Origin of the sequence: Leisingera daeponensis DSM 23529 (genome assembly GCF_000473145.1) — a bacterium.
Classification (GTDB): Bacteria; Pseudomonadota; Alphaproteobacteria; order Rhodobacterales; family Rhodobacteraceae; genus Leisingera; species Leisingera daeponensis.
This window is the reverse complement of the sequence record NZ_KI421500.1, coordinates 2461822-2480443: the sequence shown is the minus strand read 5'-3', so window position 1 is coordinate 2480443 and position 18622 is coordinate 2461822. Positions and strand designations below refer to the sequence as shown.

26 protein-coding genes are annotated in these 18622 nt (G+C 63.4%); all 26 read left to right on the top strand.

All coding sequences use genetic code 11. The features are described 5' to 3' along the window. Positions 1-116: 116 nt before the first annotated feature. The 26 genes from DAEP_RS0112625 to DAEP_RS0112500 all read left to right on the top strand — a co-directional run bounded on the left by DAEP_RS0112625 (position 117) and on the right by DAEP_RS0112500 (position 18541). Entirely contained in the window at positions 117-737 is a 621-nt protein-coding gene (locus DAEP_RS0112625; protein ID WP_008554902.1) for a TIGR02466 family protein, read from the top strand. Between the two features lie 112 nt (positions 738-849). Then, positions 850-1644, top strand: a complete 795-nt coding sequence (locus DAEP_RS22700) for an FkbM family methyltransferase (RefSeq protein WP_036760650.1) — start codon at positions 850-852, stop codon at positions 1642-1644. 247 nt (positions 1645-1891) lie between these two features. Beyond that, entirely contained in the window at positions 1892-2092 is a 201-nt protein-coding gene (gene rpmC, locus DAEP_RS0112615; RefSeq protein WP_027244906.1) for a 50S ribosomal protein L29, read from the top strand. 11 nt (positions 2093-2103) lie between these two features. After that, positions 2104-2334 carry a 30S ribosomal protein S17 gene (gene rpsQ, locus DAEP_RS0112610; RefSeq protein WP_008555996.1) on the top strand — a complete coding sequence of 77 codons (231 nt, stop codon included), beginning with the start codon at positions 2104-2106 and terminating at the stop codon, positions 2332-2334. Positions 2335-2434: 100 nt separating this feature from the next. Beyond that, positions 2435-2803 (top strand): 50S ribosomal protein L14, encoded by a 369-nt coding sequence (gene rplN / locus DAEP_RS0112605; protein WP_005621870.1) that lies wholly within the window; start codon positions 2435-2437, stop codon positions 2801-2803. Positions 2804-2805: 2 nt separating this feature from the next. Next, the gene (gene rplX, locus DAEP_RS0112600) at positions 2806-3111 is read left to right on the top strand and encodes a 50S ribosomal protein L24 (RefSeq protein WP_008556125.1); all 306 of its coding nucleotides are present in this window, start codon (positions 2806-2808) and stop codon (positions 3109-3111) included. Beyond that, the gene (gene rplE, locus DAEP_RS0112595; RefSeq protein WP_008556610.1) at positions 3111-3674 is read left to right on the top strand and encodes a 50S ribosomal protein L5; all 564 of its coding nucleotides are present in this window, start codon (positions 3111-3113) and stop codon (positions 3672-3674) included. The genes rplX and rplE overlap by 1 nt, the downstream gene beginning before the upstream one ends. 19 nt (positions 3675-3693) lie before the next feature. After that, positions 3694-3999: a 30S ribosomal protein S14 gene (gene rpsN / locus DAEP_RS0112590; protein ID WP_008555500.1), complete on the top strand. Its 306-nt coding sequence runs from the start codon at positions 3694-3696 to the stop codon at positions 3997-3999. Positions 4000-4012: 13 nt separating this feature from the next. Continuing rightward, a complete protein-coding gene (gene rpsH / locus DAEP_RS0112585; RefSeq protein ID WP_008554600.1) occupies positions 4013-4405 on the top strand; it encodes a 30S ribosomal protein S8 in 393 nt (130 codons plus the stop codon). A gap of 12 nt (positions 4406-4417) precedes the next feature. Next, on the top strand, positions 4418-4951 hold the full coding sequence (gene rplF / locus DAEP_RS0112580; protein WP_008556724.1) for a 50S ribosomal protein L6: 534 nt from the start codon (positions 4418-4420) through the stop codon (positions 4949-4951). Positions 4952-4962: 11 nt separating this feature from the next. Beyond that, on the top strand, positions 4963-5322 hold the full coding sequence (gene rplR / locus DAEP_RS0112575; RefSeq protein WP_008554704.1) for a 50S ribosomal protein L18: 360 nt from the start codon (positions 4963-4965) through the stop codon (positions 5320-5322). Between the two features lie 118 nt (positions 5323-5440). Next, entirely contained in the window at positions 5441-6010 is a 570-nt protein-coding gene (gene rpsE / locus DAEP_RS0112570; RefSeq protein ID WP_008556972.1) for a 30S ribosomal protein S5, read from the top strand. A gap of 13 nt (positions 6011-6023) precedes the next feature. Beyond that, positions 6024-6212, top strand: a complete 189-nt coding sequence (gene rpmD, locus DAEP_RS0112565; protein WP_008554849.1) for a 50S ribosomal protein L30 — start codon at positions 6024-6026, stop codon at positions 6210-6212. Positions 6213-6389: 177 nt separating this feature from the next. Beyond that, positions 6390-7316: a hypothetical protein gene (locus DAEP_RS0112560; protein ID WP_027244904.1), complete on the top strand. Its 927-nt coding sequence runs from the start codon at positions 6390-6392 to the stop codon at positions 7314-7316. 264 nt (positions 7317-7580) lie between these two features. Further along, on the top strand, positions 7581-7793 hold the full coding sequence (locus DAEP_RS0112555) for a DUF1127 domain-containing protein (RefSeq protein ID WP_008553228.1): 213 nt from the start codon (positions 7581-7583) through the stop codon (positions 7791-7793). A gap of 260 nt (positions 7794-8053) precedes the next feature. After that, positions 8054-8269 (top strand): DUF1127 domain-containing protein, encoded by a 216-nt coding sequence (locus DAEP_RS0112550; RefSeq protein ID WP_027244903.1) that lies wholly within the window; start codon positions 8054-8056, stop codon positions 8267-8269. Positions 8270-8850: 581 nt separating this feature from the next. Then, a complete protein-coding gene (rplO, locus tag DAEP_RS0112545) occupies positions 8851-9321 on the top strand; it encodes a 50S ribosomal protein L15 (protein ID WP_008554905.1) in 471 nt (156 codons plus the stop codon). Positions 9322-9431: 110 nt separating this feature from the next. After that, complete coding sequence (gene secY, locus DAEP_RS0112540) at positions 9432-10796, top strand: preprotein translocase subunit SecY (RefSeq protein WP_008553959.1); 1365 nt, start codon at positions 9432-9434, stop codon at positions 10794-10796. Then, positions 10793-11440: an adenylate kinase gene (locus DAEP_RS0112535; protein ID WP_027244902.1), complete on the top strand. Its 648-nt coding sequence runs from the start codon at positions 10793-10795 to the stop codon at positions 11438-11440. The genes secY and DAEP_RS0112535 overlap by 4 nt, the downstream gene beginning before the upstream one ends. 72 nt (positions 11441-11512) lie before the next feature. Further along, positions 11513-11905 (top strand): hypothetical protein, encoded by a 393-nt coding sequence (locus DAEP_RS0112530; protein ID WP_027244901.1) that lies wholly within the window; start codon positions 11513-11515, stop codon positions 11903-11905. A 227-nt stretch (positions 11906-12132) separates the two neighbouring features. Then, positions 12133-12501, top strand: coding sequence for a 30S ribosomal protein S13 (gene rpsM / locus DAEP_RS0112525; RefSeq protein WP_008557298.1), 369 nt, complete (start codon positions 12133-12135; stop codon positions 12499-12501). Positions 12502-12515: 14 nt separating this feature from the next. Continuing rightward, on the top strand, positions 12516-12905 hold the full coding sequence (gene rpsK, locus DAEP_RS0112520) for a 30S ribosomal protein S11 (protein ID WP_008553560.1): 390 nt from the start codon (positions 12516-12518) through the stop codon (positions 12903-12905). Positions 12906-13018: 113 nt separating this feature from the next. Then, entirely contained in the window at positions 13019-14035 is a 1017-nt protein-coding gene (locus DAEP_RS0112515) for a DNA-directed RNA polymerase subunit alpha (protein WP_008553505.1), read from the top strand. Between the two features lie 143 nt (positions 14036-14178). Beyond that, complete coding sequence (rplQ, locus tag DAEP_RS0112510) at positions 14179-14607, top strand: 50S ribosomal protein L17 (protein ID WP_027244900.1); 429 nt, start codon at positions 14179-14181, stop codon at positions 14605-14607. A 172-nt stretch (positions 14608-14779) separates the two neighbouring features. Then, positions 14780-17182 carry a CHASE3 domain-containing protein gene (locus DAEP_RS0112505; protein ID WP_036760645.1) on the top strand — a complete coding sequence of 801 codons (2403 nt, stop codon included), beginning with the start codon at positions 14780-14782 and terminating at the stop codon, positions 17180-17182. A gap of 279 nt (positions 17183-17461) precedes the next feature. Beyond that, a complete protein-coding gene (locus DAEP_RS0112500; protein WP_027244898.1) occupies positions 17462-18541 on the top strand; it encodes a 3-deoxy-7-phosphoheptulonate synthase in 1080 nt (359 codons plus the stop codon). The last annotated feature ends 81 nt before the right edge of the window (positions 18542-18622 follow it).

Genomic DNA, 18622 nt, shown 5'->3' with positions numbered 1-18622 from the left:
CGCAGGGTAACTTTCACTATTTCAACATGCTGGCGGGTTTGCGGGCCGGGTTAAAACCGGCGGCTGCCGCGCGCCAGGCTCTCGCGCTTGGCTGCGGGTTGCGGTAAGACGCAGCCATGGCCCAGATTGAATCGCTCTTTGTGACCCGCCTTTACCGCGCGCAGCTGTCCGAATTCGGACCATCGGTTGACGCGCAGGAACTGGAAAACTCCTGCCTTGTCATCGCCGGCGATGATGATGCCGGGCAGGACTGGTGCGAGGAGAACGGCTATCCCGGCTATACCTCCTATGCCTCGCTGACGGATCTGCCCTGGCGGTTCCCGATCTTCGCCGATCTGGTGAAGTCGCTGGACCAGCACGTCGCGGCCTTTGCCGAGGATCTGGAGCTGGACCTGGACGGGCGTGCGCTGGTGCTGGAGGATCTGTGGATCAACATCCTGCCGGAAGGCGGCACCCATGCCAGCCACATTCATCCGCATTCGGTGATTTCCGGAACCACCTATGTGTCGATGCCGGACGGCGCCAGCGCGCTGAAGCTGGAGGATCCGCGCCACGCGATGATGATGGCGCACCCGCCGCGCCTGAAGGATTGCCGCCAGGAGCTGAAGACCTTTGTCTATCAGGCCCCCGCCGTTGGCGACGTGCTGCTTTGGGAAAGCTTCATCCGCCACGAGGTGCCTTTGAACATGGCAGAGGAAGAGCGGATTTCTGTGAGCTTCAATTACAAGTGGGAGTGAGCCCGCGGACCGCTCCGCTGCGCTGGGGCGCCGGCGCGGCACAGGCCGCCTGACCTGAACGCGCCGTGCCCGCCAAGGGCGCTTGTCTGACCCAAACCGACTGGAACCCGAAATGCACCCCAAGATCCGAAGCGCGCTTCATGCCATCGGCCTCCACGTGAGCAGTGCGTCCAAGTACAAGGCCCAGCAGAATGAGCTGGAGGAATGCCGCCGCAAGGCCGCTGAGGGCGAAGCGTTCCGGGATTTCCTGCTGGCCAATCTCAACGGCACCAGCGGCGGCTGGCAGTCCCAGGCCAGCCAGGATGTTTTTGCCCTGGTCGCCAATGGCTTTAAGCGGGGCGGGTATTTCGTCGAGTTCGGGGCCACCAACGGCAAATCCATCAGCAACACCTATGTGCTGGAAAAGGAGTTCGGCTGGACCGGCATCGTGGCTGAGCCCGCGAAGTGCTGGCACGAGGATCTGCGCCGGAACCGGTCCTGCGAGGTGGAGTACGATTGCGTCTGGAAGGAAACCGGGGCCGAGCTGGAGTTCAAGGAGACTGGCGCGGCCGAGCTGTCGACGATCTCGGACTTCAGCGAAGCCGACCTGCACTCCAGAAGCCGGCGCAAGGCGGTAAGCTATACCGTCAAGACCGTTTCGCTGCTGGACATGCTCGCCCGGCACGGCGCCCCGCGGGAGATTGATTTCCTGTCGGTCGATACCGAGGGCAGCGAGCTGGACATTCTGCAGGCATTCGATTTCAGCAAGCACCGGTTCAACGCCATCACGGTGGAGCATAATTACACCGAGCAGAGGGCAGCGATCCGGGCGCTGCTGGAGCAGAACGGCTACAGGAACGTGGCCGCCGGGGCGTCCGGCTATGACGACTGGTTCGTGCCGGACGACAGCCCGGTGAAGGCAGGCTGACCAGCCAGGGCCGCAGCCGCCAGAAGGGGCAGCCTGCCCGCGGCCCGCGCCCGGCACGGCGGCCAATCTTTCCCTTGCCCCCGCAGCCCGTCTCCATTATAGGGACCCATCGCCTGTCCCCAATCCGCTTCGGATCCGGGTCGGGTGATTCTTTTTTCCGCGCCTTCCTGCGCGGTTTGACATAACCCACCAGGTTTAAAGGTGACCCATCGGGGCCTTCTGGTGCTTTGGACAAGGAACAAAGGCGATGAACGCCAATGATCTGCGCGAGAAGACCGTGGATGAACTCCGCGATATGCTCGCATCCCTGAAAAAAGAGAGCTTCAACCTGCGCTTTCAGCAGGCAGCCGGTCAGCTGGAAAACACTGCCGGCATCAAAGCGGCCCGCCGCAATGCTGCCAAAGTGAAGACCATCCTGAACGAAAAAGCTGCAGCAGCAGCCGAATAAGGAGCGACACAATGCCCAAACGTATCCTGCAAGGCGTTGTGACCAGCGACGCAAACGCCCAGACCGTCACCGTCTCGGTTGAACGCCGCTTCACGCACCCGGTTCTGAAGAAAACCATCCGTAAGTCCAAGAAATACCGGGCTCACGATGAAAAGAACGCTTTCAAGGTCGGCGATACTGTCCGCATCATCGAATGCGCGCCGAAATCGAAAACGAAACGCTGGGAAGTTCTGGAAGCCTAAGAGTCTCATCCGAGACTCCTGGCGACTGGGCTGAACAGCAAAGTCGAAACCCTGGGGGATCACAGCACGCATCGCTGCCCCAAAGGTCGGGAGAAACCACATGATCCAGATGCAAACAAATCTGGATGTAGCTGACAACTCAGGCGCACGCCGAGTTCAGTGCATCAAGGTTCTGGGTGGCTCCAAGCGTAAATACGCATCCGTTGGCGACATTATCGTCGTCTCGGTCAAGGAAGCCATCCCGCGCGGCCGCGTGAAAAAAGGCGACGTCCGTAAGGCCGTTGTCGTGCGCACCGCCAAAGAAGTCCGCCGCGAAGACGGCACCGCGATCCGTTTTGACCGGAACGCAGCCGTTATCCTGAACAACAACAACGAGCCGGTCGGTACCCGTATCTTTGGCCCGGTTGTTCGTGAACTGCGCGCGAAGAACTTCATGAAGATCATCTCGCTGGCTCCGGAGGTGCTGTAATCATGGCTGCGAAACTCCGTAAAGGCGACAAGGTCGTCGTGCTGGCAGGCCGCGACAAGGGCAAGGAAGGCACCATTGCCTCCGTTGACCCGAAAGCAGGCAAAGCCATCGTCGAAGGCGTGAACATGGCGATCCGCCACACCCGCCAGACCCAGAACAGCCAGGGCGGCCGCCTGTCCAAGGCACTGCCGATCGACCTGTCGAACCTGGCACTGCTGGACAGCAACGGCAAAGCAACCCGCGTCGGCTTCCGCGAGGAAGACGGCAAGAAGGTGCGCTTCGCCAAGACCACCGGGGAGACTGTCTGATGCTTGACGCTGCAACCTACACCCCGCGTCTGAAAGCCCTCTACAAAGAGACCATCCGTGGCGCTCTGAAAGAGGAATTCGGCTACAAGAACGACATGATGCTCCCCAAGCTGGAGAAAATCGTTCTGAACATCGGCTGCGGCCGCGCTGCTGTCAAAGACAGCAAGAAAGCCAAATCCGCTCAGGCCGACCTGACCGCAATCGCGGGCCAGAAGGCTGTCACCACCGTGGCCAAGAACTCCATCGCCGGCTTCCGCGTTCGCGAAGGCATGCCGATGGGCGCCAAGGTGACCCTGCGCGGCGACCGGATGTACGAATTCCTGGATCGTCTGATCACCATTGCGATGCCTCGTATCCGCGACTTCCGCGGCGTTTCGGGCACCTCGTTTGACGGCCGCGGCAACTATGCCATGGGCCTGAAAGAGCACATCGTGTTCCCGGAGATCGACTTCGACAAGATCGACGAAGCCTGGGGCATGGACATCGTGATCGCCACCACCGCGAAAACCGACGCGGAAGCAAAGGCGCTGTTGAAAGCTTTCAACATGCCCTTCAACAGCTAAGCGCGGGAAGGAAGAGACCATGGCTAAGAAAAGCATGATCGAACGCGAAAAGAAGCGCGAGCGCCTGGTGGCACAATACGCCGCAAAGCGTGCCGAGCTGAAAGAAATCGCAAACGACGAATCCCGCCCGATGGAAGAGCGCTTCAAGGCGCGTCTGAAACTGGCGAAACTGCCGCGCAACTCGGCTCCGACCCGTTTGCACAACCGTTGCCAGCTGACCGGCCGTCCCCACGCTTACTACCGTAAGCTGAAGGTAAGCCGTATCATGCTGCGGGAACTGGGCTCCAACGGCCAGATCCCCGGTCTGGTGAAATCGAGCTGGTAAGGGAGAGAGTGATATGAACGATCCTATCGGCGATATGCTCACCCGTATCCGTAACTCTCAGATGCGCGGCAAATCCACCGTCATGACCCCGGCGTCCAAGCTGCGGGCATGGGTGCTGGATGTGCTGGCGGACGAGGGCTACATCCGCGGTTATGAGAAAACCACTGGTGAAAATGGCCACCCGGCCATCGAAATCAGCCTGAAGTACTTCGACGGCGAACCTGTCATTCGCGAGCTCAAGCGGGTCTCCAAGCCCGGCCGCCGCGTTTACATGGGCGTCAATGACATCCCGTCGGTCCGCCAGGGCCTGGGCGTGTCGATTGTCTCCACCCCCAAGGGTGTGATGTCGGACGCAAACGCACGCGCAGCCAACGTTGGCGGCGAAGTGCTTTGCACCGTCTTCTAAGGAGGCCTCGCAATGTCCCGTATTGGTAAGAAACCGGTCGAACTGCCCAGCGGCGTCACCGCCTCTGTGTCCGGCCAGACCATCGAAGTGAAAGGCCCGAAAGGCGCCCGGACCTTCACCGCAACCGACGACGTCACCCTGTCCGTGAACGACAACGTTGTCACCATCGAGCCGCGCGGCAAGTCCAAGCGTGCCCGTCAGCAGTGGGGCATGTCCCGCACTCAGGTGGCAAACCTCGTGACCGGCGTGACCCAGGGCTTCAAGAAAGAACTGGAGATCCAGGGTGTGGGTTACCGGGCTCAGATGCAGGGCAACACCCTGAAGCTGAACCTGGGCTACAGCCACGACGTCGACTTCGTTGCTCCGGAAGGTGTCACCATCACCGCGCCGAAGCAGACCGAAATCGTTGTGGAAGGTATCGACCAGCAGCAGGTGGGCGAAGTGGCGGCGAAAATCCGCGACTGGCGCCGTCCCGAGCCGTACAAAGGCAAGGGCATCCGCTACAAGGGCGAGTTCATCTTCCGCAAGGAAGGCAAGAAGAAGTAAGGACCAGCAAAATGGCAAACAGCAAACGTACCCTGTTTCTGAAGCGCCGGCTGCGCGTCCGGAACAAGCTTCGCAAAGTGAACGCAGGCCGTCCGCGTCTGTCCGTGCACCGTTCGAACAAGAACATCTCTGTTCAGCTGATCGACGACCTGCGCGGCGTGACTCTGGCAGCCGCGTCGACCCTGGAAAAAGATCTGGGCGTTGTCGGCAAGAACAACGTCGAAGCAGCGGCCAAAGTTGGCGCAGCAATCGCCGAGCGCGCAAAAGCGGCTGGCGTGAGCGAAGCCTACTTCGACCGCGGCGGCTTCCTGTTCCACGGCAAGGTGAAGGCTCTGGCCGACGCTGCGCGTGAAGGCGGCCTGAAGATCTAAATCCCATGCGGGCGGCCTCTTGGGGCCGCCCCGATGATCCGGGAGACCGGCCCTTGGGCCGGATCTCACCAAGGATCGGATAAACCGGCGCCTAGCGCCGCACTGAAAGGAATGCCTGATGGCAGAACGTGAAAACCGCCGCGGCCCGCGCCGCGAGCGTGAAGAGACACCGGAATTCGCAGATCGCCTGGTCGCGATCAACCGCGTGTCGAAAACCGTCAAGGGCGGTAAGCGCTTTGGCTTTGCAGCCCTGGTTGTCGTTGGCGACCAGAAAGGCCGCGTCGGCTTTGGCAAGGGCAAGGCGAAAGAAGTGCCCGAGGCGATCCGCAAGGCGACCGAGCAGGCGAAGCGCCAGATGATCCGCGTGCCGCTGAAAGAGGGCCGTACCCTGCACCACGACATGGCTGGCCGTCACGGCGCAGGCAAAGTTGTGATGCGCACCGCGCCGGAAGGTACCGGTATCATCGCAGGTGGTCCGATGCGTGCCGTGTTCGAGATGCTGGGCATCAAGGACGTGGTTTCCAAGTCGATCGGTTCGCAGAACCCCTACAACATGATCCGCGCCACCCTGAACGGCCTGCAGAAAGAGCAGAGCCCGCGTGCGGTGGCTCAGCGCCGCGGCAAAAAAGTTGCTGACATCCTGTCCAAGCGGGAAGATGCACCGGCAGCCGCCGAAGCTGAAGCGTAAGGAGTAGAGAGACATGGCAAAAACCATCGTCGTCAAGCAGATCGGCTCGCCGATCCGCCGCCCCGCCAAACAGCGCGCAACCCTGGTTGGCCTGGGCCTGAACAAGATGCACAAGACCCGTGAGCTGGAGGACACTCCTTCGGTCCGCGGCATGGTCGAATCGATCCCGCACCTGGTTCAGATCATCGAAGAGCGCGGCTAAGCCCTTTTCGGTATCAGACTTTGGAAAACGCCTCCGGTTCGCCGGGGGCGTTTTTCGTTTTCAGGGTGCCGCGGCAGGCCGGGTTTGTCCGGTCCGAGGCAACGCGGGCGTGTTGTGCCGCGGCCTTTGCATGGTATGCGTTTGCGGATGCGATCTGGCAAAGGCAACGAACCAGCAATGACCGACCCCTCCCGCGATGCCCCGATGACACCCGCCCGCACCGCCATTGGGGTGGTGGCGGGCCTGCTGTTTCTGCTGACCGGCGCTCTTGGCCTGTCCGGGCGCAGCGATTGGAACCCGCTTGCCACCGTCCCGGAGCAGACGGCGGAGACCATCGCGGCGTCAGCGGTGACGGTCTATGTGTCGTTGCGGGCAATCAACGCCGCGCTGTCCACGGCGCAGGAGATCGAGGTGGGCGCGTCGGTTGTCGGGCAGGCGAGTCTGCAGCCGCTGAAGGTGCTGGAGCCCGTTGATGACACGGTGGAACGCGTGGCCGATGCCGTGTTCCTCGTCGCGGCTGGTGCCGCGCTGGCCGCCGTGGGTCTCGCGCCGGTGGTGTCGGTTGGCCTCGTTGTGCTCGGCGCCGCGCTGCTGGGCCGGGTCTCCCTCGGCCGCAGTCCCGTTCTTTCCAGGACAATGAAACCGCTCTGCGATAAGGGGATCGCCCTGGGCATTGCGGTCGGCTTTGCCATCCCCTCTGTGTTCGTGCTGGCTGTGTGGGTCGGGGAGCAGGCCACCGCAGCGCAGATGACCGCTGCCATGGCTGAGCTTGATGCCGTCGCGCAGGAGGCGAATTTCCTGATCGGCGCTGAGGCGGATGAGGCGGAGGCCGTGTCGCCGGCAGTGGAGGGCGATGCAGGGGTATTGGGGTGGCTGAGCAGCCGGATCAGCGAGGCCGGCGACAGCGTGAGCGGTGTTTTTGAGCAGAGCGGCCGGTATCTCGACGCCGCGCAGGTCTTTGTGGAGGAAGCCGACACGATCCTGCGCTCCTCCTTGACCATCATCGGCATCTTCACGCTCCGGATGCTTGTGTTGCCGGTTTTCCTGCTGTGGGGCGCCTTGTCGCTGCTCAGGACCGTCTTGCGCCCTTCGGGGGACGGGTGACCCCCTCAGCGCCCCTGACGTAAGAGGCGCCTAGCCTTCTTGGCGGACCGGCCCGCGGTCCGGACGCCCCCTGCGTCTGCAATGGATTGGCCGGGGCAGGGCGGTAATCCGCGCCCAAGGCCCCCTTGCAATGCCTGCATAGCGGGCAGTCCCATCTGGCAATTGTTATCGCCAACGGCGCTTCCTATCTCTGGGCTGTCACAGAAAAGACCAGACAACGGACCGCCGGGAATAGGCCCGGCCCAAGAGACAAGGAACACCAAGATGGCACATGTTATTTCTGCCGCCGCGCCGCTCAGCCTGACCGCCCGCATCCGCCGCACCGTCGAGGGCGTGCTGGAAGCCTGGGCGCTGCACCGCGAATACCAGCGCACCTATAATGAACTGGACTCGCTGACCGATCACGAGCTGGCCGACATCGGCGTGCGCCGCAGCGATATCGCTGACATCGCGCAGCAGCACGTTTACGGCAAATAATTCTCCCGCCCGGGCGCTCTTCTCCTCCTCTTTTAGCCCGGGCCAAAGCGCCTCTGCCCCGTCCGGGGCGGGGGCGTTTTCTTTTGCCAAGCGGGCAGGACCGCTTTTTCGGGCCTGCTATGCGGCGGCTGCATATCCGCCAGACCAAAGCAGCCGTTGTGCCCGCGCGGATGCGTCCTTATGTCCCGTTCACTTCAAACGAACAGATCAAGCACCGCACCGGGAGCCCGTCCCGGCACCGATGTGAAGGAACAAGAATAATGGCTTATTCGACACTCTCCGCCCCTGCCTCCGCCGGCCTCTCCACCCGCCTGCGCGGCATCGCAACCGGCCTGCTGCAGAACTGGAAGCTGCGCCGCGAATACCGGCAGACCGTCCACGCCCTGCGCGCTCTGTCCGCCCGCGACCTGGCCGACATCGGCCTGAGCCGCTGCGCCATCCCCGGCGCCGCCCGCGAGCACGTCTACGGCAAGTGATCTCCACGGCCGGCGGCGGATCCTCCTCCCTCTCCACCGCCTGGCCCAAAAGCGCCCCTGCCATACCGGCGGGGGCGTTTTTGTTTTCTGCACAGAGAAGGCCGCGGCCCTTCGCGGCTTCAGTCCCTGAAGCCGCCGTTGCGCAACCGCCGCACGCACCGCCTACGGCGCTTTAACCCGTCTGTGGCAGTATCATCCCCGGTCATGATCACCCGCCGGGCCTGACACCCCCGGCACCTTGGAACAGGGCTCCGGTCTGGCACCCGGAGCGCGCAGACGCGTTTTCGCATGGGGGCAACCCCATCCCATCTCCACCCCGGCGGCGCCGCCACCCTTTAACGGACGGCCAGCAGCGGAACGGACACAGAGAGACAGACGGAACAGTGAGCAACCGGCAGGGCAGGGGCCTTGGCGGGCGTCCCCGTGTTCTGTTGAACATGGCCTGGCCCGCGGGGCTTGATCCCATCCCCCATCCCGTCTATAGGCACCCGGTGGCGTTCTGCGCCACGGAATCACCAATCAAGAAAAGCCGCGGTCGGGCCATCACGCTTCGGGGCCCGCATCCGGCAAGGAGAAGCGACATGAAACTTCACGAACTGCGCGACAATCCCGGCGCTGCCAAGAAACGCACCCGTGTGGCCCGTGGCCCGGGTTCCGGCAAAGGCAAAATGGGCGGCCGTGGTATCAAGGGTCAGAAATCCCGTTCGGGCGTCTCGATCAATGGCTACGAAGGCGGCCAGATGCCGCTGTACCAGCGTCTGCCCAAGCGCGGCTTCAACAAGCCGAACCGCAAGGCATACGCCGTTGTGAACCTGGGCTTGATCCAGAAGTTCATCGACGCAGGCAAGCTGGACGCAGCCGAAATCACCGAGGATTCGCTGGTCGCATCCGGCCTGGTGCGCCGCAAACTGGACGGCATCCGCGTTCTGGCCAAAGGCGAACTGACCGCCAAAGCCACCATCGCGGTCACCGGCGCGTCGAAAGCCGCTGTTGAGGCCGTTGAAAAAGCTGGCGGCGCTCTGACTGTGGCAACTGCAGCCGCCGCAGAGTAACGGCTTGTGAGCGGCGCCAATGCCGCATACATAGGCCTAAGTTTTCCTAGAACGCCGCCCGAGCCGGAAAACGGTTCCGGGCGGCGTTTCGCTAAAGAAGAGACCTTTTCATGGTATCAGCAGCAGAACAAATGGCGGCGAACACCAGCTGGGCTGCCCTTGGCAAGGCCACGGATCTGCGCAACCGCATCCTGTTCACCATCGGCCTTTTGATTGTCTACCGCCTGGGCACCTTCATTCCGGTTCCCGGCATCGACGCAGCCGCCCTGCGCCAGTTCATGGAGCAGGCAGGCCAGGGCATCGGCGGCATGGTGTCGATGTTCACCGGCGGCGCGCTTGGCCGGATGGGGATTTTTGCCCTTGGCATCATGCCCTACATCTCCGCCTCCATTATCGTTCAGCTTCTGACCTCGATGGTGCCCTCGCTTGAGCAGCTCAAGAAAGAGGGCGAGCAGGGCCGCAAGAAGATCAACCAGTACACCCGCTACGGCACTGTGCTGCTGGCGACCGCGCAGGCCTACGGCCTTGCTGTGTCGCTGGAGCAGGGCGACCTGGCGACCGATCCGGGCATGTATTTCCGCATGGCCTGCATGATCACCCTGGTCGGCGGCACCATGTTCCTGATGTGGCTGGGCGAGCAGATCACCCAGCGCGGCATCGGCAACGGCATCTCTCTGATCATCTTCGTCGGCATCATCGCCGAGGTTCCGGCAGCGATTGCCCAGTTCTTTGCTTCCGGCCGTTCCGGCGCGATCAGCCCGGCGGTGATCATCGGTGTGATCCTGATGGTTGTCGCTGTGATCATGTTCGTGGTGTTCATGGAACGCGCGCTGCGCAAGATCCACATCCAGTATCCGCGCCGCCAGGTCGGCATGAAGGTCTATGACGGCGGCTCGTCGCATCTGCCGGTGAAGGTGAACCCGGCGGGCGTGATCCCGGCGATCTTCGCCTCCTCGCTGCTGCTGCTGCCGACCACCATCTCGGCGTTCTCCTCGGGCGCGGCCACCGGCCCGGTGATGTCCTGGCTGCTGGCGAACTTCGGCCCCGGCCAGCCGCTGTACCTGTTGTTCTTCGTCGCGATGATCGTGTTCTTTGCCTATTTCTACACCTTCAACGTCTCCTTCAAACCGGACGACGTGGCGAATAACCTGAAGAACCAGAACGGCTTTGTCCCCGGCATCCGCCCCGGCAAGAAGACCGCAGAATACATCGAATATGTGGTCAACCGGATCCTGGTTCTGGGCTCGGCCTATCTGGCGCTGGTCTGCCTGCTGCCGGAGGTCCTCCGCGGCCAATTCGCCATCCCGGTATATTTTGGCGGCACGTCCGTTCTGATTGTGGTATCCGTCACCATGGACACAATCCAGCAGGTGCAAAGCCACCTCCTCGCGCATCAGTATGAGGGCCTTATCGAGAAGAGCCAGCTGCGCGGGCGCAACAAGAAACGGACAAAACGGGGACCCTCTCGCCGATGACGAACATTATACTCCTTGGCCCGCCTGGGGCGGGCAAAGGTACGCAGGCGCGCTACCTTGTGGAAAGCCGCGGCATGGTGCAGCTCAGCACCGGTGACATGCTGCGGGAGGCCCAGACCTCGGGCACCGAGATGGGCAAGAAGGTTGCCGCCATCATGGCCGAGGGCAAGCTGGTCACCGACCAGATCGTGATCGGCCTGATCCGCGAGAAGCTGCAGGGCGGCGCCGAGGGCGGCTTTATCTTCGACGGCTTCCCGCGCACCCTGGCCCAGGCCGACGCACTGGCCAAGCTGCTCGATGAGATGGACCTGAAGCTTGACGCGGTGATCGAGATGCAGGTGGATGACGAGGCGCTGGTCGCCCGCATCACCGGCCGCTCCACCTGCGGCGGCTGCGGCGAGGTCTACCACGACCAGACCAAACCCTGGCCCGCGGACGGCAAATGCGCCAACTGCGGCTCCACCGAGGTCAAGCGCCGGGCGGACGACAATGAGGACAGCCTCAAGACCCGCCTGATGGAATACTACAAGAAAACCTCGCCGCTGATCGGCTACTACTACGCCAAGGGCAATCTGCAGCGCATCGACGGCCTCGCCTCGATCGAGGAGGTGCGCAAGAACATGGCCTGGATCATGGGTGAGTAAGCTCCCCCGTTTACCGGATTGAAGTGCCCCGTGCTGCATAAGCGCGGGGCACTTTCATTTCCAGGGGCTCCCATGACCGCTCAATTCCCAAAAGTTCTGGCCGTGCTGGCAGCTGCTGCCCCGGCCGGTCCGCTGTCCGCTCAGCAGCTTTATCTTGATGACGCCGCTGCCTGCGACCGGGTGCTGATGAGCGAAGACGGGATGCTGGATTACGCCGCAGAGGGCGGATTGATCCTGGACAGCAACGGCTTTAACTCGATGGAATACTTCTGCAGCTTCCAGCCGCCCATCCGGTTCGGTCAGCGCGCCTACAGCGCAACCGACCACGCGGGCCGGTGCGAACTGCCCGGCCCGCAGTATTTTCCGCAGCTGTTCACGATTGTCATGGACCCGGAGGAACCCGGCACGGTATCCATCTGGATGGGCGAGCCGGAGCCGCTTCGGTTCTTCGCTTGCAGCAGCTGACGGGGCAGGGGCCGGCGTGCCCCGGGGTTTTCGCAGATCACGGGTTGACCCCCGCAGCAATTCCACATAGGCAAGCCCATCCCTTCTGGGAATGATTCCCGGCGGATGGATTCGTCTGTCTGCTATATCACCTCGAAATGCTGGACCCTCTGGCCACACTGCCACGGTCAAGTGTTGTGAAAAAAGGTTCCGGCGTTACGGAACCGCAACGAAAAGGAAAGTGACACGTGGCACGTATTGCCGGCGTTAACATCCCGACTGCAAAGCGGGTTCCCATCGCCCTCACCTATATCACCGGTATCGGCAACACCTCGGCGAAAGCAATCTGCGACGCCGTTGGCATCGACCCGACCCGCCGGGTGAACGAACTGTCCGACGCTGAAGTTCTGGCCGTGCGCGAGCACATCGACGCCAACTACACCGTCGAAGGCGACCTGCGCCGTGAAGTGCAGATGAACATCAAGCGCCTGATGGACCTCGGCTGCTACCGTGGCCTGCGCCACCGCCGCAACCTGCCGGTCCGCGGTCAGCGTACCCATACCAACGCCCGCACCCGCAAGGGCCCGGCGAAGCCGATCGCCGGCAAGAAGAAGTAAGGGAGGCTTGATCAATGGCACGCGATAAATCCCGCATTAAGCGTAAAGAGCGCAAGAACATCGCCACCGGCGTTGCTCACGTGAACTCTTCGTTCAACAACACCAAAATCCTGATCTCCGACGTGCAGGGCAACGCGATCTCCTGGTCGTCGGCCGGCACCATGGGCTTCAAAGGCTCGCGGAAATCGACCCCCTATGCCGCTCAGATGGCTGCAGAAGATGCAGGCAAGAAGGCACAGGAACACGGTGTGAAGACTCTGGAAGTCGAAGTTCAGGGCCCCGGTTCGGGCCGTGAATCTGCGCTGCGCGCACTGGCCGCTGTCGGCTTCAACATCACCTCGATCCGTGATGTGACCCCGATCGCGCACAACGGCTGCCGCCCGCCGAAGCGCCGCCGCGTCTAATCCGCATTTTTTGCTGGGGCCCCGCTTGATTCGCAGGGCCCCAGTGCGTCATTTAAACCTCGGGCGTCCTTGGCCTTCCGGACATGGGGCAAGGACAGGAATGGAGGGAACGCATGATCCACAAGAACTGGGCAGAGCTGATCAAGCCGGCACAGCTGGAAGTGAAGCCGGGCAACGATCCTGCACGCCAGGCAACCGTTGTCGCAGAGCCGCTGGAACGCGGTTTCGGCCTGACCCTGGGCAACGCGCTGCGCCGCGTGCTGATGAGCTCGCTGCAAGGCGCCGCCATCACCAGCGTGCAGATCGACAACGTGCTGCACGAGTTTTCCAGCGTCGCAGGTGTGCGTGAAGACGTCACCGATATCATCCTTAACCTCAAGCAGGTCTCCCTGCGCATGGAAGTCGAAGGCCCCAAGCGCCTGTCGATCAATGCCAAGGGCCCGGCCGTCGTCACCGCAGGCGACATTGCCGAGACCGCCGGCATCGAGGTTCTGAACCGCGATCACGTGATCTGCCACCTGGACGACGGCGCCGACCTGTTCATGGAACTGACCGTGAACACCGGCAAGGGCTATGTCTCGGCAGACAAGAACAAGCCGGAAGACGCACCGATCGGCCTGATCCCGATCGACGCGATCTACTCGCCGGTCAAGAAGGTCTCCTATGACGTTCAGCCGACCCGTGAGGGCCAGGTGCTGGACTATGACAAGCTGACCATGAAGGTGGAAACCGACGGCTCCATCACCCCCGATGACGCCGTGGCCTTTGCCGCCCGCATCCTGCAGGACCAGCTGGGCATCTTCGTCAACTTCGACGAGCCGGAATCGGCCGGCCGCCAGGACGAGGACGATGGTCTGGAGTTCAACCCGCTTCTGCTGAAGAAAGTGGACGAGCTGGAACTGTCGGTGCGTTCGGCAAACTGCCTGAAGAACGACAACATCGTCTATATCGGCGACCTGATCCAGAAGACCGAAGCGGAGATGCTGCGCACCCCGAACTTCGGCCGCAAGTCGCTGAACGAGATCAAGGAAGTGCTGTCGGGCATGGGCCTGCACCTTGGCATGGACGTCGAGGACTGGCCGCCGGACAACATCGAAGATCTGGCGAAAAAATTCGAAGACAGCTTCTAAGGCATGTCTTTGAGGGGAGGGCCAAGGTCCTCCCCGATACATTCCCGGGTTTGGCCGGGGACAATCGGGCACCTGCCCCAAGGAGAGCAGCTGACACGCATCAGCCGCCTGACAAAGTAAAACGCAAGATAAGGAACTGAAAAATGCGTCACGCACGTGGTTACCGCCGCCTGAACCGTACTCATGAGCACCGCAAGGCCCTGTTCTCCAACATGGCCGGCTCGCTGATCGAGCACGAGCAGATCAAGACCACCCTGCCCAAAGCAAAAGAACTGCGCCCGATCGTTGAAAAACTGATCACTCTGGCGAAGCGCGGCGATCTGCACGCCCGCCGTCAGGCAGCTTCCAAGCTGAAAGAGGACAAGGACGTCGCGAAACTGTTCGAGGTTCTGGGCCCGCGCTACAAGGACCGTCAGGGCGGCTATGTCCGTGTCCTGAAGGCCGGCTTCCGCTATGGCGACATGGCTCCGATGGCGATCATCGAGTTCGTCGACCGCGACGTTTCCGCCAAAGGCGCCGCCGACAAGGCCCGCCTGGCAGCAGAAGAAGCGGCCGCCGACGCTGACGAATAAGACGCGCTGACCCTTTCGGGTTTGACTGTCTGGCCCCCGCTCCCCCGGAGCGGGGGTTTTTCGTGACGCGACGACAATCTGCGGATGTTTTGGATTCATTTTTTGTGCGAAAGAGAATCGTAATTTTATTCTGATTTCACTGCCGTATCCCTTTAGTTCCGGATCGGTCGTGATGAAAAAGAAGAACCCTCCCGCAGCCAGGCGGTTTTCCCTGGCAAACCTCAGTACGAAGACGAAAATCGTTTCGGTGGCCCTGTTTCCGCTGCTGCTGGTGCTTGGCGTCGGTGTGATGGCTGTTCTGGACCTGGGCCGCATGGAGAAGACCTCCAAGGCAGTCGATCACACCGGCCGGATCCTGAGCGAGTCGCAATCGCTGGCGGTGGCTGCGCTGGACATGGAGTCCGGGCTGCGCGGCTACCTGCTGGCGGGGCGGGAAGAGTTTCTGGCGCCCTATGAGGCAGGCCAGGCCGACCTGGCAGAGGCGCTGACGGCGCTGAAGGGTTTGGCGTCGGATGATCCCGAAATGCTGGCGGATTTGCAGGAGGCAGAGGAGATCCTGACCGGCTGGCAGGAGAATGTGGCCGCCGGCGCCATCGAGCTGCGCCGCGAAATCGGCGACGCCATGAGCATGAACGACATGGCCGATGCGGTGAAGAAGTCCAAGGGCCGGATCCTGTTTGACGAGTTCCGCGCCGAGGTCGGCAAGATCATCGAGGACGAGGAGGTGGAGCTTGCCAACCGCCGCAACATCTTCTCCTCGCTGGTCAATGCCGGGATTGCCGATCCGGATTATCTGGGCGCCTCGCTGGAGGAAGTGGAGAAGGCCCATGAGGTGATCAGCACCGCCAAGGACCTGCTGGCCGCCGCCGTCGACATGGAAACCGGCGTGCGCGGCTTCCTGCTGGCGGGCGACCGGGCGTTTCTGGACCCCTACATGGAGGGCAACGAGCGCTTTAACGAGATCCTGGCGGACTTGCGTTTGGCTTTCAGCGACAAGCTGATGCAGACCAACCGCCTGAACACGGTGGCCGAGATCATCGGCAACTGGCGCAATGACGTGGTGGTGCCGATGCTGCAGCTGCGCCGGTTGATCGGCAGCGCCGCCACCATGGATGACATGGCCGACCGGGTGGCCGAGGGGCAGGGCAAGGCGTATTTCGACCGATTCCGCGAAACCCTGGCTTCGCTGCAGGCCCGCGGCACCGAAACCATGGCCGCCCGCCGCGCCGCCAGCGACCGCATCGCGGAGCACACCCGGATCTTGATCCCCGCCGCAATCGGCGCGGCGATCTTGATCGGCGCGGTGATGGCGCTGGTCACCAGCTCCGGCATCGCCTCCGGCATCCGCCGCATCGTGGTGTCGATGCGCGGTCTGGCAGAGGGCGACAACGCCGTCGAGATCCACGGCCAGCACCGGGGCGACGAAATCGGCGACATGGCCCGCGCGCTGGAGAAGTTCCGCGACGAGCTGGTGCGGATGCAGGAAGCCGAACAGCAGAAGGCGCAAAGCAAGGACGCGGAGCTGGCCGGCGTGGTGCAGGAGCTGAGCGAGCGCCTGTCGCGGCTGTCGCACGGCGACCTGACCATCCGCATCGAAGAGCCCTTCCCGGAGGAATACGAGCAGCTGCGGGCAGACTTCAACGGTTCCATCGACAACCTCACCGCCACCGTGCAGGAGGTGATCGGCGCCTCGGCCAGCATCCGCAATGGTGCCGCCGAGATCAGCCAGGCCTCCGACGACCTGTCGCACCGCACCGAAAGCCAGGCCGCGACGCTGGAGGAGACTGCCGCCGCCATCGACGAGCTGACCGCCAGCGTGCGCTCGGCCGCGGAAGGCGCGCGCAACGTCGAGACCACGGTGCGGGAGGCCCGACAGGAGGCCGAAAGCAGCGGCGAGGTGGTGCAGGATGCGGTGACCGCGATGAGCGGCATCGAGGACAGCTCCAACAAGATCTCGCAGATCATCTCGGTGATCGACGACATCGCCTTCCAGACCAACCTGCTGGCGCTGAACGCCGGCGTGGAGGCCGCCCGCGCGGGCGAGGCGGGCCGCGGCTTTGCGGTGGTTGCCTCGGAAGTGCGCGCCCTGGCGCAGCGCTCCTCGGATGCCGCGATGGAGATCAAGACGCTGATCGGCGACAGCTCGCGCCAGGTGGCGGAGGGCGTGGATCTGGTCGGCCGCGCCGGCCAGGCGCTGCGCTCCATCGCCGGCCGGGTCAGCCATATCTCGCAGCTGGTGTCGGAGATCGCCGAAGGCGCGGCGGAGCAATCCACCGGCCTGCTTGAGATCAACACCGGCGTCACCCAGCTGGACCAGGTGACCCAGCAGAACGCGGCGATGGTGGAACAGGCCACCGCCGCGGGCCACATGCTGAACACCGATGCGATCAAGCTGGCCGAGCTGGTGGCGCGCTTCCAGGTCGACGGCAGCGCCGCCGCGCCTGCCGCCCCGGCGGCGCCCGCGCCCTCTGCCCACGGCGGCGATGACTGGGAGATCGAGGCCAGCCCGCTGCCCGCCGCAGCGATGCCTGCGGCAGAGGGCAATGCCGCCCGCGATCTGTGGCAGGATTTCTGACCCGCCCCAGCCCGTAAAGCAGGCCCTCCCGCGCGGAGGGCCTGCTGCCATTTTCCGGGGTGACAGGGGGGCGAATCTCCGCTAGCGTCCGGCCCATGACCCGCACCTACGCCGCATTCTGGTATTTCTTTTATCCGCGCCACATGGCGGACGGAGGGGTCAGCGCATTCTGAACACCAGGATCGGAACGCACCAGGATACCACCAACCGCCCGCAGCCCGCAGGCGGTTTTTTTGTATCCGCCGCAGCGCCCAGGGCCCCCGCCAAGGAAGCAGACCCATGACGCCCCAAACCGAAAACCTCCGCATCACCGGTATGCAGGAACTGATCTCGCCCGAGGATCTTGCAGCACAGCTGCCCTCGGCGGCAGCGGTAACAGACACCGTTCTGGCCAGCCGCACCGCCATTCAGGATGTGCTGCACGGCCGCAGCGACCGGGTGATCGCCATCGTCGGCCCCTGCTCGGTGCATGATCCCAAGGCGGCGATGGACTATGCCCGCCGCCTGGCGCCGCTGCGCGGCCGGCTCGCCGGCGAGCTGGAGATCGTGATGCGGGTCTACTTCGAGAAACCCCGCACCATCAGCGGCTGGAAAGGGCTGATCAACGATCCCGGCCTCGACGGCTCCTTCCGCATCAACGAGGGGCTGGGGCTGGCGCGCCGCCTGTGCCTGGACATCAACGCCCTGGGGCTGCCGGTCGGCACCGAGTTCCTGGACACTGCGGTGCCGCAGTACATCTCCGACCTGGTCGCCTGGGCCGCCATCGGGGCCCGCACCACCGAAAGCCAGATCCACCGCGAGATGGCCTCCGGCCTCAGTTGCCCGGTGGGCTTCAAGAACGGCACCCGCGGCAATGTGCAGATCGCGGTGGACGCGGTGCGCTCGGCCGCCCATCCGCATCATTTCATGGCGCTGGCGAAATCGGGCCGCGCGGCGATTGCGGCCACCAGCGGCAACCCCGACGGCCACTTGATCCTGCGCGGCGGCGGCGGCACCAATTATGACGCGGCTTCGGTCGATGCGGCCTGCAAGCTGGCGGAAAAGGACGGCATCCGCGGCCATGTGATGATCGACGCCAGCCACGCCAACAGCGGCAAGGACCCGATGCGCCAGCCCGCCGTGCTGCGCGATGTGGCGGGCCAGATCGCCGCGGGCGACAGCCGCATCACCGGCGTGATGGTCGAAAGCCACCTGGTGGCGGGCCGTCAGGACCTGGGCACGGGGGAGCTGACCTACGGCCAGTCCATCACCGACGGCTGCCTGGGCTGGGAGGACACCGTGGCGGAGCTGGAGCATCTGGCCGCAGCGGTTGCCAAGCGCCGCGCGGTGGCCGCGCAGCGGGAGCTGGCCGAAGCCTGAGGCCCGCCGCAAGAGAACGCGCCGTGCGGCGCGTGCCTCCGGCGGGGAGTATTTCGGGAAAGAGGAAGGGCCGGCGCCTTG

What these genes read in the sequence shown, in the direction of transcription:
- DAEP_RS0112625 (WP_008554902.1), top strand. Translation starts at nt 117, where the DNA reads ATGGCCCAGATTGAATCGCTCTTTGTGACCCGCCTTTACCGCGCGCAG.
- DAEP_RS22700 (WP_036760650.1), top strand. Translation starts at nt 850, where the DNA reads ATGCACCCCAAGATCCGAAGCGCGCTTCATGCCATCGGCCTCCACGTG.
- rpmC (WP_027244906.1), top strand. Translation starts at nt 1,892, where the DNA reads ATGAACGCCAATGATCTGCGCGAGAAGACCGTGGATGAACTCCGCGAT.
- rpsQ (WP_008555996.1), top strand. Translation starts at nt 2,104, where the DNA reads ATGCCCAAACGTATCCTGCAAGGCGTTGTGACCAGCGACGCAAACGCC.
- rplN (WP_005621870.1), top strand. Translation starts at nt 2,435, where the DNA reads ATGATCCAGATGCAAACAAATCTGGATGTAGCTGACAACTCAGGCGCA.
- rplX (WP_008556125.1), top strand. Translation starts at nt 2,806, where the DNA reads ATGGCTGCGAAACTCCGTAAAGGCGACAAGGTCGTCGTGCTGGCAGGC.
- rplE (WP_008556610.1), top strand. Translation starts at nt 3,111, where the DNA reads ATGCTTGACGCTGCAACCTACACCCCGCGTCTGAAAGCCCTCTACAAA.
- rpsN (WP_008555500.1), top strand. Translation starts at nt 3,694, where the DNA reads ATGGCTAAGAAAAGCATGATCGAACGCGAAAAGAAGCGCGAGCGCCTG.
- rpsH (WP_008554600.1), top strand. Translation starts at nt 4,013, where the DNA reads ATGAACGATCCTATCGGCGATATGCTCACCCGTATCCGTAACTCTCAG.
- rplF (WP_008556724.1), top strand. Translation starts at nt 4,418, where the DNA reads ATGTCCCGTATTGGTAAGAAACCGGTCGAACTGCCCAGCGGCGTCACC.
- rplR (WP_008554704.1), top strand. Translation starts at nt 4,963, where the DNA reads ATGGCAAACAGCAAACGTACCCTGTTTCTGAAGCGCCGGCTGCGCGTC.
- rpsE (WP_008556972.1), top strand. Translation starts at nt 5,441, where the DNA reads ATGGCAGAACGTGAAAACCGCCGCGGCCCGCGCCGCGAGCGTGAAGAG.
- rpmD (WP_008554849.1), top strand. Translation starts at nt 6,024, where the DNA reads ATGGCAAAAACCATCGTCGTCAAGCAGATCGGCTCGCCGATCCGCCGC.
- DAEP_RS0112560 (WP_027244904.1), top strand. Translation starts at nt 6,390, where the DNA reads ATGACCGACCCCTCCCGCGATGCCCCGATGACACCCGCCCGCACCGCC.
- DAEP_RS0112555 (WP_008553228.1), top strand. Translation starts at nt 7,581, where the DNA reads ATGGCACATGTTATTTCTGCCGCCGCGCCGCTCAGCCTGACCGCCCGC.
- DAEP_RS0112550 (WP_027244903.1), top strand. Translation starts at nt 8,054, where the DNA reads ATGGCTTATTCGACACTCTCCGCCCCTGCCTCCGCCGGCCTCTCCACC.
- rplO (WP_008554905.1), top strand. Translation starts at nt 8,851, where the DNA reads ATGAAACTTCACGAACTGCGCGACAATCCCGGCGCTGCCAAGAAACGC.
- secY (WP_008553959.1), top strand. Translation starts at nt 9,432, where the DNA reads ATGGTATCAGCAGCAGAACAAATGGCGGCGAACACCAGCTGGGCTGCC.
- DAEP_RS0112535 (WP_027244902.1), top strand. Translation starts at nt 10,793, where the DNA reads ATGACGAACATTATACTCCTTGGCCCGCCTGGGGCGGGCAAAGGTACG.
- DAEP_RS0112530 (WP_027244901.1), top strand. Translation starts at nt 11,513, where the DNA reads ATGACCGCTCAATTCCCAAAAGTTCTGGCCGTGCTGGCAGCTGCTGCC.
- rpsK (WP_008553560.1), top strand. Translation starts at nt 12,516, where the DNA reads ATGGCACGCGATAAATCCCGCATTAAGCGTAAAGAGCGCAAGAACATC.
- DAEP_RS0112515 (WP_008553505.1), top strand. Translation starts at nt 13,019, where the DNA reads ATGATCCACAAGAACTGGGCAGAGCTGATCAAGCCGGCACAGCTGGAA.
- rplQ (WP_027244900.1), top strand. Translation starts at nt 14,179, where the DNA reads ATGCGTCACGCACGTGGTTACCGCCGCCTGAACCGTACTCATGAGCAC.
- DAEP_RS0112505 (WP_036760645.1), top strand. Translation starts at nt 14,780, where the DNA reads ATGAAAAAGAAGAACCCTCCCGCAGCCAGGCGGTTTTCCCTGGCAAAC.
- DAEP_RS0112500 (WP_027244898.1), top strand. Translation starts at nt 17,462, where the DNA reads ATGACGCCCCAAACCGAAAACCTCCGCATCACCGGTATGCAGGAACTG.